Annotated in this window: 15 protein-coding genes; 10 read left to right on the forward strand and 5 right to left on the reverse strand. The window is 68.1% G+C overall.

Going from position 1 to position 16,586, the window contains the following annotated elements:
* Positions 1-19 precede the first annotated feature (19 nt).
* Positions 20-484, forward strand: a complete 465-nt coding sequence (gene ptsN / locus DRB17_RS12590; RefSeq protein ID WP_114582563.1) for a PTS IIA-like nitrogen regulatory protein PtsN — start codon at positions 20-22, stop codon at positions 482-484.
* 99 nt (positions 485-583) lie between these two features.
* Here ptsN and DRB17_RS12595 read toward each other — a convergent pair whose 3' ends face one another.
* Positions 584-799: a DUF1150 family protein gene (locus tag DRB17_RS12595; RefSeq protein WP_114582564.1), complete on the reverse strand. Its 216-nt coding sequence runs from the start codon at positions 797-799 to the stop codon at positions 584-586.
* 80 nt (positions 800-879) lie between these two features.
* Positions 880-1,398 carry an Hsp20 family protein gene (locus DRB17_RS12600; RefSeq protein ID WP_114582565.1) on the reverse strand — a complete coding sequence of 173 codons (519 nt, stop codon included), beginning with the start codon at positions 1,396-1,398 and terminating at the stop codon, positions 880-882.
* A 252-nt stretch (positions 1,399-1,650) separates the two neighbouring features.
* Between DRB17_RS12600 and DRB17_RS12605 the strand changes: the two genes are divergently transcribed.
* Both DRB17_RS12605 and DRB17_RS12610 read left to right on the forward strand, forming a co-directional pair.
* On the forward strand, positions 1,651-3,993 hold the full coding sequence (locus tag DRB17_RS12605; RefSeq protein ID WP_114582566.1) for a xanthine dehydrogenase family protein molybdopterin-binding subunit: 2,343 nt from the start codon (positions 1,651-1,653) through the stop codon (positions 3,991-3,993).
* 36 nt (positions 3,994-4,029) lie between these two features.
* Complete coding sequence (locus DRB17_RS12610) at positions 4,030-4,875, forward strand: 3-oxoadipate:acetyl-CoA acetyltransferase (protein WP_114582567.1); 846 nt, start codon at positions 4,030-4,032, stop codon at positions 4,873-4,875.
* Between the two features lie 83 nt (positions 4,876-4,958).
* On the opposite strand, the gene DRB17_RS12615 is transcribed toward DRB17_RS12610, so the two are convergent.
* Entirely contained in the window at positions 4,959-6,086 is a 1,128-nt protein-coding gene (locus tag DRB17_RS12615) for a zinc-dependent alcohol dehydrogenase family protein (RefSeq protein ID WP_114582568.1), read from the reverse strand.
* Positions 6,087-6,262: 176 nt separating this feature from the next.
* Between DRB17_RS12615 and DRB17_RS12620 the strand changes: the two genes are divergently transcribed.
* Positions 6,263-7,753, forward strand: coding sequence for a sensor histidine kinase (locus DRB17_RS12620; protein WP_114582569.1), 1,491 nt, complete (start codon positions 6,263-6,265; stop codon positions 7,751-7,753).
* Between the two features lie 117 nt (positions 7,754-7,870).
* Positions 7,871-8,482: a L,D-transpeptidase family protein gene (locus tag DRB17_RS12625; RefSeq protein ID WP_206607875.1), complete on the forward strand. Its 612-nt coding sequence runs from the start codon at positions 7,871-7,873 to the stop codon at positions 8,480-8,482.
* A 59-nt stretch (positions 8,483-8,541) separates the two neighbouring features.
* Here the strand turns inward: DRB17_RS12625 and DRB17_RS12630 are convergent, their stop codons facing one another.
* Entirely contained in the window at positions 8,542-9,033 is a 492-nt protein-coding gene (locus tag DRB17_RS12630; protein WP_114582570.1) for a copper chaperone PCu(A)C, read from the reverse strand.
* Positions 9,034-9,871: 838 nt separating this feature from the next.
* Between DRB17_RS12630 and DRB17_RS12635 the strand changes: the two genes are divergently transcribed.
* The 5 genes from DRB17_RS12635 to DRB17_RS12655 all read left to right on the forward strand — a co-directional run bounded on the left by DRB17_RS12635 (position 9,872) and on the right by DRB17_RS12655 (position 15,531).
* On the forward strand, positions 9,872-10,378 hold the full coding sequence (locus DRB17_RS12635; protein ID WP_114582571.1) for a hypothetical protein: 507 nt from the start codon (positions 9,872-9,874) through the stop codon (positions 10,376-10,378).
* 93 nt (positions 10,379-10,471) lie between these two features.
* Positions 10,472-11,722 carry a sarcosine oxidase subunit beta family protein gene (locus DRB17_RS12640; protein WP_114582606.1) on the forward strand — a complete coding sequence of 417 codons (1,251 nt, stop codon included), beginning with the start codon at positions 10,472-10,474 and terminating at the stop codon, positions 11,720-11,722.
* A 26-nt stretch (positions 11,723-11,748) separates the two neighbouring features.
* Positions 11,749-12,021 carry a sarcosine oxidase subunit delta gene (locus DRB17_RS12645; protein ID WP_114582572.1) on the forward strand — a complete coding sequence of 91 codons (273 nt, stop codon included), beginning with the start codon at positions 11,749-11,751 and terminating at the stop codon, positions 12,019-12,021.
* Complete coding sequence (locus DRB17_RS12650) at positions 12,018-14,927, forward strand: 2Fe-2S iron-sulfur cluster-binding protein (RefSeq protein WP_114582573.1); 2,910 nt, start codon at positions 12,018-12,020, stop codon at positions 14,925-14,927. Before DRB17_RS12645 ends, DRB17_RS12650 begins: the two co-directional genes overlap by 4 nt.
* On the forward strand, positions 14,920-15,531 hold the full coding sequence (locus tag DRB17_RS12655) for a sarcosine oxidase subunit gamma (RefSeq protein WP_114582574.1): 612 nt from the start codon (positions 14,920-14,922) through the stop codon (positions 15,529-15,531). Before DRB17_RS12650 ends, DRB17_RS12655 begins: the two co-directional genes overlap by 8 nt.
* Positions 15,532-15,547: 16 nt before the next feature.
* Here the strand turns inward: DRB17_RS12655 and DRB17_RS12660 are convergent, their stop codons facing one another.
* Complete coding sequence (locus DRB17_RS12660) at positions 15,548-16,453, reverse strand: NifU family protein (RefSeq protein WP_114582575.1); 906 nt, start codon at positions 16,451-16,453, stop codon at positions 15,548-15,550.
* Between the last annotated feature and the right edge of the window lie 133 nt (positions 16,454-16,586).

A 16,586-nucleotide genomic window follows, 5' to 3' on the forward strand; every position in this document is an offset into this window, starting at 1 on the left:
CGTCCAAAGGTGATTCGCCATGGAGATCGCCGATCTCATCCGTCCCGACGCGATCGTTCCCAGCCTGCGCGTGACCAGCAAGAAACAGGCATTGCAGGAACTGTCGCGTCGCGCCGCCGAGCTGACCGGCGTGGCAGAACGTCGTATCTTCGAGGTTCTGGTCGAACGCGAGCGGCTGGGCACCACCGGTGTCGGCAACGGGATTGCCATTCCGCACGGCAAGCTGTCCGAGCTTAACCGGTTGCAGGCCCTGTTCGCACGCCTGGAGACGCCGATCGACTTCGATTCGATCGACGAGCAGCCGGTCGACCTGATCTGCGTCCTGCTGGCGCCCGAGGGGGCCGGTGCCGACCATCTGAAGGCGCTGGCACGGGTTTCGCGCCTGCTCCGCGACCGCTCCGTCTGCGAGAAGATTCGCGGCAGCGAAAGCGCGGACGCGATCTATGCCATAATCACGGAATCGGCAGCCAGCCACGCCGCGTGAGGCGGCCGGCACGTCTTTTGCGGTCGATGTTCCTGGTCAGGGGCCGCCGGGTGGCACCGGCGGCACTTTCGTGTTGCACGATGGAAACCGTTCAATCGATCAGTGGACGCTCACCGGCTCCAGATCGTGTTGACGGATAGCGGCCCACGCCACCTGACGGTCGCGCACGATCGCCATCTGTGTCCCGTCGGCCGCGTGAATCGCGTAGGCGATGTTGCCGTTCTGCCGCACGCTCTTCACGTAGGCGACGTCGTCCACGCCCCAGGCCGCCAGATCCTGCTGCGTGATGTGTTCCTGACGCTCAGCACTCTGCATCGTCGTAACTCCTTACGGCAGTCCCGGAAGTCTGCTCCCGATCCGTAAATCCGGCAAGCAGCTCCGTTTGCCTTACCCTGTCAGCCCTGACCTTGCGTTTCGTGTTTCGCGGCGGTGCCTCCGCCGTTCTTGCCGTCGGCCCCGCGAGAGCCGCCGCGGCGCGCGGTGATCTCCTCGCTGGTCTGCCGACCTGTCTTGATCTCGACCGTCCGCACCTCCGGCTCGGGGCGGACCCGCTGCAGGTCGATGTGCAGCAGACCGTTGTCCAGACTGGCGCCAACGACCTCGATGCCCTCGGACAGGACGAAGCTGCGCTGGAACTGCCGCGCCGCGATGCCGCGGTGCAGATAGATCCGCTCCCCATCGTCCTCGGCCTGCCGGCCCCGGATCATGAGTTGCGTATCCTCGATTCGCACTTCCAGATCCTCGGGACGGAACCCCGCGACCGCCAGCGTGATTCGCAGGCCGTCGTCCGACACCTGTTCCACGTTGTAGGGCGGATAGCCGTCGCTGGCCGTCTTCGAGATCCTGTCGAGAGCGCGCTCGAAGTGGTCGAAGCCCAGCAAAAGCGGACTGTTGAACACGGAAACGCGGGACATATGCTGGCCTCCTCGATCGAGCAAGGCTGTTTTCCCACCATGCCGTCCGGCCCCATCGTCTCACGGCGGCCGGTCGACGCATGGCCCAACCATTGGCGCCATGCACCGATAGAAATGGTGTGATCGAAGGCTCAGGTCAAGTTGAACGTGAGCCCGCCGCACGCCTCGGCGGCATCGCTTTCCCCGGTCGTCTGGCGGGCCACATTCCGTTAGGATCGCCTGCCCGTCAGGTCAGTGGAGAAGGAGCGACACATGGGTCAGTTCGGAGTCGGCCAGGGAATCGCCCGCGTCGAGGACCAGCGTCTGTTGACGGGGCACGGCCGCTACACCGACGACGCACACGCCCCCGGCGCGGCGCGGATGTACGTCCTGCGCAGCCCGCACGCGCATGCCGGGATCGCCCGGCTCGATACGTCGGCGGCGCGGCAGGCACCCGGCGTGCTGGCGGTCTATACCAGTGCCGAGCTGGACGCGGCGGGCATCGGCGATATTCCCTGCCTGACGCCGGTCAAGGGACAGGACGGCCAGCCACCCGCGATGCCCACGCATCCCGTACTTGCCCGAGGCCGCGTGCGCCACGTCGGCGATCCTGTGGCCGCCGTCGTCGCGGAAACCGAGGAAGCCGCGCGCGAAGCCGCCGAACTCATCGAGGTCGAGTACGACGAGCTGCCGCACGTCGTCGACACCGAGGGTGCCCTGGACCCCGACGCACCCCGGATCTGGGACGAGGCGCCGGGCAACCTCTGCGTCGACTGGGGCATCGGCGACGAGGACGCCACACGGAAGGCACTGGAGTCGGCGGCCCATGTCACCCGGCTGAAGCTGGTGAACAACCGCGTGGTGGTAAACTCGATGGAGCCTCGCAATGCCATCGGCGACTACGACGCCGATAGCGGCGTCTGGACGCTGACCACGGGCAGCCAGGGGGTGCACGGCCTGCGCAACCAATTGGCCGAGCATATCTTCAAGGTCGATCCCGAGCGTATCCAGGTGATGACGCCCGACGTCGGCGGCGGATTCGGGATGAAGATCTTCCTCTACGGCGAGCAGGTACTGGTGATGCACGCCGCGCACGAGCTTGGCCGGCAAGTCGCCTGGACGGGAGAGCGCACCGAGTGCTTCCAGTCCGACAACCAGGGCCGCGACCACGTCACCGAAGCCGCCCTGGCGCTCGACGCCGATGGGCGGATCACCGGCCTGCACATCGACACCATCGCCAACCTGGGCGCTTATCTCTCCAACTTCGGCATCTACGTTGCGACCAGCGCCGGTGCCCGCATGTATCCGGGCGTCTACGATATCCCCGCCCTGTTCGGCCGCACGCGCTGCGTCTTCACTAACACCGTCGCGGTGGACGCCTATCGCGGCGCCGGCCGGCCCGAGGCGGCTTATCTGATCGAGCGGCTGATCGACGCGGCGGCGCATGAGCTTGGCCTGGCACCGGCCGAGCTGCGGCGGCGCAACTTCATCCGGCCCGAGCAGATGCCTTACGAGACACGGACCGGCATGACCTACGATTCGGGCGATTTCGCGCGGCTGCAGGACACGGCGCTGGACTACGCCGAAGCCGCCGGGCTGGACCGGCGCAAGGCCGAGGCGCGGCGGCGCGGCAAGCTGCGCGGCCTGGGCCACGCCAGCTATATCGAGTGCTGCGCCGGCATCGGCGAGGAGGAAGCCCGCTTCCGCCTGGAGCCGGACGGCACCGTGGCGCTGTTCGTCGGCACGCAGACCAACGGCCAGGGCCACGCCACCGCCTATGCGCAGTTGATCGCCGACCGCCTGGGCCTGAGCCCGGAGCAGATCGTGCTGCATCAGGGCAGCACGCGGGAGCTGGGCTTCGGCAAGGGCACCGGCGGCTCGCGCTCCCTCTTGATGGGCGGCGGCGCCACCGTCGCGGCCACCGACAAGGCGGTCGAACGGATGAAGCAGCTTGCCGGCTTCCTGCTGGAGGCCGCGCCCGCCGACCTGGAGTTCGATGCCGGCGTCTTCACCGTGGCCGGCACCGACAAGCAGGTGACGCTGGCCGAGGTGGCGCGCGCCATGGGCCGCGACGACCTGCCGGACGATCTCAAGGGCGGGGTGGACGAGACCGCGCGCTACAAGGCGCCGCCGCTGACCTATCCGAACGGCTGCCACGTCTGCGAGCTGGATATCGACGAGGCGACCGGCGAGGTGGAGATCGTGCGCTACACCATCGTCGATGACGCCGGAACCATCGTGAACCCGCTGATGCTGGCCGGCCAGGTGCACGGCGGCACGGCGCAGGGCATCGGCCAGGCGCTATACGAGCACACGGTCTACGAGGCGGATTCGGGCCAGCTCGTCACCGCCACCTTCATGGATTACACCATGCCGCGCGCCGACGACATTCCGGGCTTCAACGTCCATTTCGTCGAGGACATCCCCTGCGCCACCAACCCGATGGGCATCAAGGGCGCGGGCGAGGCCGGCGCCATCGGCGCGCCGCCGGCGGTCATCAACGCCATCGTCGATGCGTTGCAGCCCTACGGCGTGTGCCACATCGACATGCCGGCGACAACCGAACGCATATGGCAGGCGATGCAATCGGGTACGATGGCGGAGGCGGCTGAATAGCGACTGCACCGGCGGTACAAGGAAAGGACGACCCACGTGTCCACGTCTCCAGCAATCGTCACGGTCGCGATCACCGGCTCGCAGCCGCAGAAGGCGGATAACCCGGCCGTGCCGATCACGCCGGAGGAGCAGATCGAATCCACCCACGCCGCCTACGAGGCGGGCGCGGCGCTGGTGCACGTTCATGCGCGCACCAACGATGGCCGGCCGTCCTCCGACCCGGCGCTGTTCGGCCGGTTCCTGGGCGGCGTGCGCCGCTATTGCCCCGAGATGATCGTGCAGTTTTCAACCGGCGGGCGCGGGCGCGGCGCCAACGAGCGGGGCAGCGCGATTCCGCTGAAGCCGGAGATGGCCTCGCTTGCCACCGGCTCGGTCAACTTCGCAACGAGCGTGTACGAAAACGATCCCGCGCTGATCGACGAACTCGCACAGGCGATGATCGAGTACGACGTGAAGCCGGAGGTCGAGGTCTTCGACTTGGCGATGCTCTACAATGCCCGCCGGCTGGCCGACCGCGGCCTGCTGAAGGAACCGGCGCACGTGCAGTTCGTGTTAGGCATTCCCGGCGCCCTCCCCGCTCGGCGCAAGGTGCTGGAATTCCTGGTGGACGAGCTGGGCGAGGTCATGCCCGGCGCGACCTGGACGGCCGCCGGGATCGGCCGGCACCAGTTGACCGTCAACCACTGGGCGGCCGAGCTTGGCGGTCATCTGCGCACGGGGCTTGAGGACAACATCCGCGCCTCGAAGGACCGCCTCGCCGACAGCAATGCCGAGCTGGTCTGCCTTGCCGTCGATGTGCTGGAGTCCTACGGTCGCCGACCGGCCACGGCGGCGGAGGCCCGCAAAATTCTTGGCCTGCCGGCCGCGACGATGACGGCCTGAGGCCACGCACGCCGGGTCCGCGAAGCTTATGCCGCGTGCGGTCGACGGCTGCCTGCCTGTCTGCCATCAGACGCAATCCGCGTCTAATCGAAGGTCAGCACCTGCCGCACCGTTCCGCCGTCGGCCAGACGGTCGAAGGACTCGTTCAGGGTGTCCAGCGTGACCCGCTCGCTCATCAGCCGGTCCACCGGCAACTGCCCCTGCCGGAACAGCGTCAAAAAGCGCGGGATGTCGCGCACCGGCACGCAGCTTCCGATATAGCTGCCTTTCAGCGTGCGCTCCTCGGCCACCAGCGACACCGGCGCCAGTTCCAGGCGCTTGTCGGGGTTGGCAAGGCCCGCCGTTACCGTCGTGCCACCGCGCCGCGTCACCTTGTAGGCCAGGTCCAGCGCCGGCACCGAGCCGGCCATTTCGAACGCGAAATCGGCGCCGCCATCGGTGGCCGCGCGAACCTGATCCGCCGCATCCGCGTAGCCGGCGTTCACGGTGTGGGTGGCGCCCAGTTGCCGGGCCAGCGCCAGCTTGTCGTCCAGCAGGTCCATCGCGACGATGCGCGCCGCACCCGACAGCTTGGCCGCCAGCAACGCATTGAGGCCGACACCGCCCAGGCCGACCACCGCGACGTCGCTGCCGGCCGGCACGTGCGCCGTATTGACGACCGCGCCCACCCCCGTTTGTACCGCGCAACCGAACAAGGCGGCCTGTTCAAGCGGCACGGCCTTGTCGATCCTGATCAGCGAGCGGCGCGAGCAGACGGCGTGATCGGCGAAGCAGGATACGCCCAGGTGGTGGTGCACGTCCTGCCCGTCGCGGTGCAGACGCCGCCCGCCGCCCAGCATCTCGCCGGCCGCGTTCGCCTTCGCCGCCGGCTCGCACAACGCCGGGCGTCCCTCGGCGCAGGGCCGGCAATGGCCGCAGCTTGGCACGAACACCAGCACGACGTGATCGCCAACCGCCAGGTCGTCCACGCCGGGCCCGAGTTCCGCGACTACCCCCGCGGCCTCGTGGCCCAGCGCCATCGGCGTCGGACGCGGCCGGTCGCCATTGATGACCGACAGGTCGGAATGGCAAAGCCCGGCGGCCGCCACCTTGACGAGAACCTCCCCCTCGCCGGGCGGGTCGAGGTCAAGCTCCTGGATCTTCAGCGGCTTGGTCTCGGCATAGGGGCGTGGCGTCCCGATCTCTTCCAAAACGGCGGCACGAATCTTCATGAAGTTGCCCCTCCCAATCGATGGTCTGCGCCATCATAACGCCTGTCGAAACGCCCGCTTAAACGATTCGTCAATCTTGCTACTGTCAACTGTATGAAGGGGTGACTTAATCAAGCAACTTGTCTTTACTGAGCCATCCGGCTGATCCGGCGGCCCGGCGCGGGGGCGGGCACGCAATGAAAGAGAAGACAGACACACACGGGCGTGGCGTCCCGCGTTCCGGGACAATGGGACTCGGTTTCAGGGGCCTCGGCGCCTCGAGCGCACGGCCGGGGCAGGTCCGCGACCTGTCGGACCATGACGCCCGTATCGCGCGGGAGCGCTGGCGCCTGTTCCTGCGCAACCTGCCGCTGGCGTTGATCGGCAATTCGGTTTGCGCAGCGACCTTCGCCGGCCTCGTCTGGTGGACGACGGGCCGGCCGCTGGCGCTTGCCTGGGGCGCGGCGATGCTGGCGCTCAGCCTCTGGCGCTGGCTGCGGCTGCGCCGCTTCGCCCGCCCGGCGCTGGGGCGCGGGATGACGGCTGTCGGCCGCCGCGTCCTGATCGCGGGCAACGCCCTCGCCGGCCTTGGCTGGGGCCTCGGCTTCGCCGCCCTGCTGCCGTGGGGCGATGTGGAGATGCAAGTGCTTGGCTGCTTCTTCGCCGCGGGGCTCAGCGCCGGCGCCGTCTCGGCGCTGAGCCCGGTGACGCTTGCGTTCTCGCTGTTCGTCGTCGCCATGAACGCCCCGTTCGCCATCTATCTACTTGCGCATGTTGCCTTGCCGCAGGTCGCGATGGCGATCGGCGCGGTGACCTTCACGGCGCTGATCGTGTTCATCGCCCGCAACATGTACCGGCAACTCACGCAGGGCCTTGCCGTGCGCTTCGCCAACGTCCGCCTGATGCGCCAGCTCTCGCGGGCGCGCGACATGGCCGAGGCCTCGAACCGTGCGAAAAGCGAATTCCTTGCGATGATGAGCCACGAGCTGCGCACGCCGCTGAACGCGATTATCGGCTTCTCGGAATCGATCGACTCGCAGATCTTCGGCCCGCTGGGCGACCGGCGCTATGGCGAGTACGCGCGCGACATCCGCGACAGCGGCCACCACCTGCTGGCGTTGATCAACGACGTCCTGGACCTCTCGCGCATCGGCGCGGGGCATTACGAATTGCGGCGCGAGCGATGCGACATCGGCGAGATCGTCCACAGCGCCGTCCGCACCGCCCGACAGGCCGTGAACAATCCGGGTGTGCGTATCGAAGTGCCGGACCTGGACGGCCTGCCCCGAATCGACGCCGACCCGCGCGCCTTGAAGCAGATATTCCTGAACCTCGTTTCGAACGCCGTGAAGTTCACGCCCGATGGCGGAAGCATCACCGTCGGCGCGCAGCCGGTCGAGGGCGGCCAACTGGAGATAGCCGTAACGGATACCGGCATCGGGATCGCGCCGAAGGATCAGGCGCGCGTGCTCAGCCCCTTCGTCCAGGCCGACGGCACGCTGGCCAGGCGCTACAAGGGGACGGGGCTCGGCCTGGCCCTTGCGAAGGAACTCACTGAACTGCACGGCGGCCGCCTGGTACTGACAAGCGCCGTCGGTGAAGGCACCACCGTTCGCGTCATCCTCCCCGGCATCGTGGCGGACAGGGGCGCGCAGGGGCACGACGACGGCTGGAAAATGGCGCAATGACAATTCGGGCCGTCCACCCGCACGAATGGGGCTAGGCGAGCCGATCGAATTTGCGGCATAATCCGGGCCGGGGCGAACATTTCGCAGCAGTAACCGTCAGACAGCGCCATGTTGCGCATGATGTGGACTCGGACCCGCCAGACGGCCCTTCCGGCATTGCTGTTTGCCGGACTCGCCGCATGCACGGCCGATCCCTACCTCGAACCCCTGCCGCGCGACGACGCCGGCAACGCCGAGGCATCGGCTTCGCAGTCCGCCGGTCAGGGAACGGACCAGGCCGAGGCGCGAAAAGCCCTCCTGCCCCGCCTCGCCGACAAGGTCATCGTCGATAAGGGCCGGCGACAGCTTCACCTCGTGGACGACGGACAGGTCTTCCTCACCTTCAAGGTCGCCCTGGGTAGCAAGCCTTCGGGCCCGAAGCGGGCGGAAGGCGATGGGCGCACGCCGGAAGGTTCCTACGTCCTTGACTGGCGCAACCCCGACAGCCGGTTCTATCGCTCGATCCACATCTCGTATCCCTCGCCCGGCGACATTCGGCGCGCGCGGCGCGAAGGCGTCGATCCGGGCGACAACATCATGATCCACGGCCTGCCCGCCGACTTCGAGTGGATGGGCCGCAGCCACGCGCTGACGGACTGGACCGAGGGCTGCATCGCCGTCACCAACGAGGAGATGGACCTGATCTGGAAAAGCGTGCCGCCCGGTACGCCGATCGAGATCCGGCCATAGCAATACGGCGGGGCATCCCAGGGATGTCCCGCCGCGTAAAAGGCCGGATTTCGGGCAGCTTAGTCCTCGTGATCGTGGTCGCCGTGGCCGCCGGACATCGCGCCCATGGCCTTCACCTTGACGGTCACGTCCAGGCTGTCGCCGCTGGCAAGCTTGAGGGTAAGCGGGAAGCTCTCCCCCTCCTTCAGCGGATGATCGAGTTGCATCAGCATGATGTGCAGACCGCCGGGCTCGAACACAACGGTCCCTCCGGGCGCCACCTCGACCCGCTCGACGGGATGCATCTGCATCACGCCGTCCTTCATCGAGTGGCCATGCAGCCCGGCATGCTTCGCCACCGGCGTCTCGGCCGCGACGACGTGGTCGGTCTCCTCGCCGTGGTTGTGCAGCGTCACATAGGCGGCACCATTCTTGACCGCCGCCATCGTCGCCCGCGCCCAGGCGTGCTCCGCCATGATCCCGCCGGCCTTCGCACTGGCGGCGGCGCCCATTGTAACGCCCAGCATTGCCGCCAGCGCGGCGGCGGCCATGACACCGGAAATTCGCTTCATATCGAGGTTCCCCTTCAATAGCCCGAGCGGCCCCGTCGCCTGCCTGCGAGGTTCGGACGCGGCCCGAACGGAATTGCCCCACACTGCAACCTTCGATTGCTATTCAAGCAGAGTATCTACACGACTAATGCAGATCAATCTCCGCGGCGAGGCGTGGCTGCCGGTGAAGGTAGACGTATCGAGTTGCGATTGTGTCTGCGACCCAAGGCCGCACATACAAGGGAGATCGCAAAAATTGTGCTAAAATTCTTGACGTATCGCATATGGTGTGGCACCCGCACGTCTCGCAGGTTGTATGGCACACCTTGGCTGCATCGCGGTGGAGTATTCACCGCGAGCGGAAAGGGCATTTGCCGATGCGTTGCGCCAAAGGGCGTCTTCGCAGGCAAGGAATACAACCTAAAAGTTATTGTGAGGTAAAGGAACGCACTTAATAGGTTTGCCGCCGGCCGCCGCACCCCAAACGCTACCCCAAGCGGTGCGGGCGGCATGTCCGTGGGTCCGGCCGCGGACACGGTGTCGTGTTGTCACCCCACACCACAACACGACACCGAGCCACCGGACGCCGTCGGTGCGCGCGCCCTTCCCGGGCGGGCCGCACCGGCGGCAAGCAATTAAATGCTTGCCGCGTGCATCTTCATGCTAATCAGGAATCGCCTCCCGATTCAACGATAGTTTTACTTTTAGTTGTAACCGCCTAAAAATCTATCAACCAATTTGGGAAATGCCCCGCCACCTTGGTCCCGCTTACGGTTGAATACCGGCCGCCCAACGACAATCCTGGTCCGGGCGGCGAACAGCGACTAGCCTGCTTGCGCGCCATTCCTGGAGGGAAATCATGTCCGAAGAGGCCGATACGCCACGCCCCGCCGACGACGGGGAACCGGAAGGCTGGGCGGGTTTCGCCGCGCCGGACGACGGTGCCGGAATCCTGGTGCCGCTCAGCGCCATCATCCTCAAGGCGGGGGAGCCGCTGGCCGAGCACGCGCGCGAGCGGGCGATGCAGCGCTATGGCGACTATGGCGTGGCGCAGGACATCCTGGGCGGCAACGCGCTGTTCGCGCTGCGCGACGACCGCAACGCACGCGGGGCTATCGCGGCCTGCCTGGGCGGCATCGCCCGGCTGACGCAAAGCCGCTGCTTCGTCGTCACGGCCACTATGCGCGGCCAGGGCATCGACTGCCTGGTGGAGCGCCTGGACCGTCACGAGACGCCGCCCGACACCCTCGGCGCGGTCCGCGCGCGGCTGGCGGAGTTGCTGAAGATTCCCGCCAAAGGCATAACGCCGGGAGAGCTTGTCGCGAGCAAGAAGGACGGGCAAAAGGGACAAGGCGACGGCGCGTAGGGGCAAGAGTTCGCCCACCCCCGCCCCTAACGATTATGGATGGCGGCCGATGCGGTTGCCGGACTTGCGAACCAGGCCATAGTTACGGACGGCATGCGCTATTCCCTCTTCAACCTGATCGGGCAGACTATGCGCGGTCATCGCGGCTGGCCCCGGGCCTGGCGCGATCCGGACCCGAAGGCGGGCTACGACGTCGTGATCGTGGGCGCCGGCGGCCATGGCCTTGCCACCGCCTACTACCTCGCGAAGGAGCACGGCATCACCAACGTCGCCGTGCTGGAGAAGGGCTATCTGGGCGGCGGCAACGTCGGGCGCAACACCACCATCGTGCGCTCCAACTACGAACTGCCGGGCAACGAGCCGTTCTACGAGCACTCCCTGAAGCTGTGGGAGGGGCTGTCGCAGGACATCAACTACAACGTGATGTTCAGCCAGCGCGGCGTGCTGAACCTCGCGCACTCCGACGGGCAGGTGGACGCCTTCGCGCGGCGCGGCAACGGGATGCGCCTGCACGGCGCCGACGCGGTGCTGCTGACGCGGGAGGAGGTCCGCGAGCGGGTGCCGGCCCTGGACCTGGACAACGCCCGCTTTCCAGTGCGCGGCGGCCTGTTGCAGCCGCGCGCGGGCACGGCGCGCCACGACGCGGTGGCCTGGGGCCTTGCCCGCGCCGCCGACAGCCTGGGCGTCGACATCATCCAGAACTGCGAGGTGACGGGCATCGCCCGCGAGAACGGTCGCGTCACCGGGGTGGAGACGACGCGCGGGCACATCAAGGCGGGGAAGGTCGGCCTCGCCGTCGCCGGCCACACGACCAAGCTTGCCGAAATGGCGGGCCTGCGCCTGCCCGTCGAGAGCCATCTTCTGCAGGCTTTCGTCACCGAGGCCATCAAGCCGATGGTGGACCAGGTCGTCACCTTCGCCGCCGGTCACTTCTACATCAGCCAATCCGACCACGGCGGCCTGGTCTTCGGCTCCAGCCTAGACGGCTATAACTCCTACGCGGCGCGCGGCAACATGCCGGCGGTGGAGCACACCATCGAGGCGGCCATGTCGCTGATGCCGAGCGTCGGGCGCCTGCGCCTGCTGCGCCACTGGGGCGGCGTGATGGACATGTCGATGGACGGCAGCCCGATCATCTCGAAAACCCCGGTGGAGGGGCTCTATCTCAACGGCGGCTGGTGTTACGGCGGCTTCAAGGCGACACCCGGCTCGGGCTGGTGCTTCGCCCACACCATCGCGCGGGACGAGCCGCACGCGCTGAACGCCCCGTTGAGCCTGGAGCGCTTCGAATCCGGCCATCTGCTCGACGAAGAGAGTACGGGCCCCTTCCCGAACACCCATTAGGCCCGAACACCCGTCAGGAGTGGAATATGCGTATTCCCTGTCCATTGTGCGGCGAGCGCGCGCTTGAGGAATTCACCTACCTGGGCGACGCCACGGTCAAGCGCCCGGCGGCCGAGGAGACGGACCCCAAGGCCTGGTACGACTTCGTCTATCTGCGCGACAACCCCCGCGGGCCGCACCGCGAGCTTTGGCATCACCTGCACGGCTGCCGCGCGTGGCTGGAGGTGGAGCGCGACACGCTCACGCACGAGGTGTTCGATAGCCGCCTCGCCCGCGAGCGCGGCACGGAGGCGAAATGACCGGGGAGAGAAGCTTCCGCGGCGCCGAGGGCGGGCTGATCGACCGCGAGCGGCCGCTGTCCTTCACCTTCGACGGCCGGGAGATGACCGGCTACGCCGGTGACACCCTGGCCTCCGCCCTGCTGGCGAACGGCGTGCGGCTGGTCGGGCGCAGCTTCAAGTACCATCGCCCGCGCGGCATCTTCGCCGCCGGATCGAACGAGCCCAACGCCCTCGTCGAGCTTGGCACCGGCGCCCGGCGCACGCCGAACATCCCGGCCACGATGGCGGAACTGCGCGAGGGGCTTGCCGCCGCCAGCCAGAACCGCTGGCCGTCACTCACATTCGACCTGATGGCGGTGAACGACCTGCTGGCGCCGTTCATGCCGGCGGGCTTCTACTACAAGACCTTCATGTGGCCGCGCGCCCTGTGGGAGAGGCTATACGAGCCGCAGATCCGCAAGGCCGCCGGCCTGGGCCGCCCGGCCATGGCGCCTGACCCCGATCGCTACGAGCGCGGCACGCTGCATTGCGATATCCTGGTGGTCGGCGGCGGCCCCGCCGGCCTTTCCGCTGCGCTGGCCGCCGGGCGAACGGGTGCGCGCGTGGTCCTGTGCGACGAGGATTTCCGGCTCGGCGGGCGCCTGCTTGCCGATGATGTACGCCTGGACGGCAGGCCCGGACACGCCTGGGCGGAGAGTGTGGCCGGAGAGCTTGCGGGGCTGGACAACGTACGGCTGATGCGCCGGACGACGGTGTTCGGCTACTACGACCACAACACCCTGGGCGCGGTGGAAAAGGTCGCGGACTACAGAGAGGACCGCGCCGCCGACGTGCCACGCGAACGGCTGTGGCACATCGAGGCGCACCGCGTGGTCCTGGCGACCGGCGCGAACGAGCGGCCCATCGCCTTCACCAACAACGACCTGCCGGGCGTCATGCTGGGCTCGGCGGCGCGGGCTTACGTCAACCGCTTCGCCGTGCGGCCGGGCGCGCGGGCCGTCATCTTCGCCAACAACGACGACATCGGCGCGACGGCGGACGCCCTCTCGAACGGCGGTGTCGAGGTGGCCGAGGTCGTGGACGGACGCGAGGGCTGGCTGGTGAAGCGAGCGCTGGGCCGGCGCGGGCTGCGCGGCGTCGAACTGAGCGACGGCAAGCGCATCGCGTGCGACCTGCTGTGCGTCTCCGGCGGCTGGGATCCGGCGGTGCACCTGTCCTCGCAGACCGGCGTCAAGCCGGTGTGGGACGCCGACAGCTTCTGCCTCGTCCCCGGCGAGCCGCGTCAGGCCGAGGTTTCCGCAGGTGCCTGCGCCGGGCGCTTCACGACGGAAAACGCGCTCCGCGACGGCGCGGAGGCCGGGCGCGCGGCGGCGGCCGCCTGCGGCTTCGACGACAAGGCGCCGGACCAGCCGGCGGTGGAAGAGCCCGCGGCCGGGAACCTGCAACCGATCTGGACCGTGCCCGGCAAGGCCAAGCGGATCTTCCTGGACTTCCAGCACGACGTCTCGTTGGCCGACATCAAGCTGGCAACGCGCGAGGGTTACACCTCGGTCGAGCACCTGAAGCGCTACACCACGCTCGGCATGGCGACCGACCAGGGCAAGGTCGGCAACGTCGTCGGCCTGGCGATGCTGGCTGAAGAGCGCGGCGTCCCGATTGCCGAGGTCGGCACCACCACCTTCCGCCCGCCCTATACGCCGACCACCCTGGGCGCCTTCGCCGGCTACAACCGGCAGCAGCACTTCCAGCCGGTGCGACGCACGCCGCTGCACGACTGGGCCGAGCGGCGCGGCGCCATCTACGTCGAGGCGGGGCCGTGGCTGCGCTCCCGCGCCTTCCTTCAGCCGGGCGAGGACCTGTTCGCCGCCTCCATCCGCGAGGCAAAGGCCACGCGCGATGGCGTCGGGCTGTGCGACGTCTCGACGCTGGGCAAGATCGATATCCAGGGGCCGGACGCGGTGGAGTTGCTGAACCGGGTCTACTGCAACGGCTGGAAGCGGCTGCCGGTCGGCAAGGCGCGCTATGGCCTGATGCTGCGCGAGGACGGTATCGTCTTCGACGACGGTACCACCTCGCGCCTGGGCGAGCGGCACTACCTGATGACGACGACCACCACCCACGCCGGGCCGGTGATGGCGCACCTGGAATACTGCCATCAGGTGCTGTGGCCGGAACTGGACGTGCAGATGGTCTCGGTCACCGACCAGTGGGCCGGGCTGGCGATTGCCGGGCCGTACGCCCGCAAGGTGCTGGAGAAGGTGCTGCCGGACGAGGACCTGTCGAACGAGGGCTTCCCCTTCCTGGCCGCGCGGGAGATGGAGCTTCAGGGAATTCCGGCGCGGCTGTTCCGCATCTCCTTCTCCGGCGAGCTTGGCTTCGAGCTGAACGTGCCGGCCGACTACGGCCCGGCGGTGGCGGACCTGTTGATGCGGGCGGGGGCGGAATACAACATCGTGCCCTATGGCCTGGAAGCGCTGGACATCATGCGCATCGAGAAGGGCCACGTCACCGGGGCGGAGCTGCACGGCCGCACCACCGCCGCCGACGTCGGCCTCGGCAGGATGATGAGCACGAAGAAGGACTATATCGGCCGCCGCATGGTGGAGCGGCCGGGCATCGCCGCGCCGGAGCGGCCGTCGCTGGTGGGCCTGGTTCCCGCCGATGGCACCTCGCCCCTGCACGGCGGCGCCCATCTGCTGCCGCGGGGCGTGCCGACGACGGCGGAGAACGACGAGGGCTATATCACCTCGCCGGCCTACAGCCCCGAGCTGGGCCACTGGATCGCGCTTGGCCTGCTCAAGAACGGCCCGGATCGCATCGGCGAGACGGTGCGCATGGTGGACCTGGTGCGCGGCGCCGACATCCCGGTGAAGGTCGTCTCCCCCATCTTCGTCGATCCGGAAGGAAAGCGTCTCTATGCCTGAAGCGACAGAGCCCCTGACAGCCGCCTCGCCGCTCGCCGCCGTCTGGGAACCGGGGGAGCACGGCCGCATCGGCCCGCAAGGCCCCGGCGTCACCTTTACCGAGCGCCGCGACCTGACGCTGGCATCCTTCCAGGCGCGGCGCGCCGGGGTGGAGGCGCTGGCCGGCGCCGCCAGCGAAAACCTGGGCCTCGCCCTGCCCGGACCGAACGACAGCACGGCGGGCGACGGCCTATCGCTGATCTGGGTCGGCCTCGACCGCTGGCTCGCCGTCGCCGCCGACACCAACGGCCCGGCGCTCCTGCAACGACTTGGCGAAGCACTGGGCGAGACGGCGGCCGTCGCGGACCAGAGCCACGGGGAATACGTACTGCAGCTTGAGGGGCCGCAGGTGCGCGACGTGCTGATGAGGGCGACGCCGGTGGATGTCCACCCGACCGCCTTCCCGGTCGGGCGCGTGGTCTCCACGGTGATGAACCACACCAGCGTCCAGCTCTGGCGCACCCAGGCGGAACGCTACCTTGTCGTCGTCCACCGCGGCTTCGCCCGCGACCTCTTCAAGTTCCTCACCACGATGTCCCGCGACGTCGGCTACCGCCTGCCTTGAGGGAGGGCACACCGCGTCACGCCATCGGCGAGGCGCCGCCACCCTTGCCAGGCTGGAAGTAGGGGTTGGTGCCGCTGGCGTGGTCGGTGACGTCGAGGATTTCCTCGATCTCGGGCACGGCGCGCTTGATCTCCGCCTCGACACCCTGCTTCAAGGTGACGTTCGCCATGCCGCAGCCCTGGCAGCCGCCCTCCAGGCGCAGGAATACGCGAGGCCCGCGCACGTCGATCAGCGAGATGTGGCCGCCATGCCCCGCCACCGCCGGGTTGATGCGCGTATCCAGGACCTCGCGCACCGCCTGGCCGGCGGGCGTCTCCAGCCCCGGCTTGGGGATGGCGTCCATGACGTCCTGCACCTTCTCGATCTCTGGCACGTAGTGGCGTAGCATGTTCTCGATCTGCGCCAGCATCGAGAAGGCCGAGCCCTCCAGCCGCAGGTTGACGGTGGAGCCGACGAAGGAGTGGAAGGCAATATCGCCCCCGGTCTGCGAGATCGCCGGGTGGATGCGCGTCTCGACCAGTTCGCGAACCTGGTCGATCAACTCCTGCGGCGCGTCGGAGACCGGCTCCTCCACCTTGTAATCCTCGGCCTCGGCGGCGGCCGTCCCGCCGCCCTTGCCGCCGGCCGGGGCGGTCTCGTCCTCCATCACCGGCTGGCCGCTGGTAAAGTGCTGCATGATCGCGGCCAGCACGTGCGGCTTCAGCGTCAGCCATTCGGCGTTCGGTGCCTTGGTGACGGCAACGCTCTCGCCGTTGAGCTGCACGCCGCGCACCTGCTCCAGCTCGAACAGCCGGTGCGCCAGCGGCGACTTCCGCGCGTCCTGCGGCGAATGGAACGCCAGCGGCCCCTGGGGGTACACTTCCCGGCCGGGAAGGAACTCGATGGTTTCGGGGTCGTTCGTGGCCTGGGTCTGGATGAACATCGCGTCCGCCTGAAATCGTGTGTTACCGTGCTGTCCCTAATGTAGTGCCGTGAGGCCTGTCAAAAAACGGTTCGTTGCATGGGGGTAAGGGCGTTTCGTAAGTGGGGCCGTCCCGTCGGTCGGAAACGCGTGG

The organism is Ferruginivarius sediminum (assembly GCF_003344765.1).
In the GTDB taxonomy this organism is placed as follows: domain Bacteria; phylum Pseudomonadota; class Alphaproteobacteria; order Kiloniellales; family Rhodovibrionaceae; genus Ferruginivarius; species Ferruginivarius sediminum.

Bases quoted from the DNA above. Each gene is read 5' to 3' on its own strand.
- DRB17_RS12640 (WP_114582606.1), top strand. From the start codon at position 10,472: ATGCGCTATTCCCTCTTCAACCTGATCGGGCAGACTATGCGCGGTCAT.
- DRB17_RS12635 (WP_114582571.1), top strand. From the start codon at position 9,872: ATGTCCGAAGAGGCCGATACGCCACGCCCCGCCGACGACGGGGAACCG.
- ptsN (WP_114582563.1), top strand. From the start codon at position 20: ATGGAGATCGCCGATCTCATCCGTCCCGACGCGATCGTTCCCAGCCTG.
- DRB17_RS12605 (WP_114582566.1), top strand. From the start codon at position 1,651: ATGGGTCAGTTCGGAGTCGGCCAGGGAATCGCCCGCGTCGAGGACCAG.
- DRB17_RS12620 (WP_114582569.1), top strand. From the start codon at position 6,263: ATGAAAGAGAAGACAGACACACACGGGCGTGGCGTCCCGCGTTCCGGG.
- DRB17_RS12630 (WP_114582570.1), bottom strand. From the start codon at position 9,033: ATGAAGCGAATTTCCGGTGTCATGGCCGCCGCCGCGCTGGCGGCAATG.
- DRB17_RS12650 (WP_114582573.1), top strand. From the start codon at position 12,018: ATGACCGGGGAGAGAAGCTTCCGCGGCGCCGAGGGCGGGCTGATCGAC.
- DRB17_RS12600 (WP_114582565.1), bottom strand. From the start codon at position 1,398: ATGTCCCGCGTTTCCGTGTTCAACAGTCCGCTTTTGCTGGGCTTCGAC.
- DRB17_RS12625 (WP_206607875.1), top strand. From the start codon at position 7,871: ATGATGTGGACTCGGACCCGCCAGACGGCCCTTCCGGCATTGCTGTTT.
- DRB17_RS12660 (WP_114582575.1), bottom strand. From the start codon at position 16,453: ATGTTCATCCAGACCCAGGCCACGAACGACCCCGAAACCATCGAGTTC.
- DRB17_RS12655 (WP_114582574.1), top strand. From the start codon at position 14,920: ATGCCTGAAGCGACAGAGCCCCTGACAGCCGCCTCGCCGCTCGCCGCC.
- DRB17_RS12615 (WP_114582568.1), bottom strand. From the start codon at position 6,086: ATGAAGATTCGTGCCGCCGTTTTGGAAGAGATCGGGACGCCACGCCCC.
- DRB17_RS12645 (WP_114582572.1), top strand. From the start codon at position 11,749: ATGCGTATTCCCTGTCCATTGTGCGGCGAGCGCGCGCTTGAGGAATTC.
- DRB17_RS12595 (WP_114582564.1), bottom strand. From the start codon at position 799: ATGCAGAGTGCTGAGCGTCAGGAACACATCACGCAGCAGGATCTGGCG.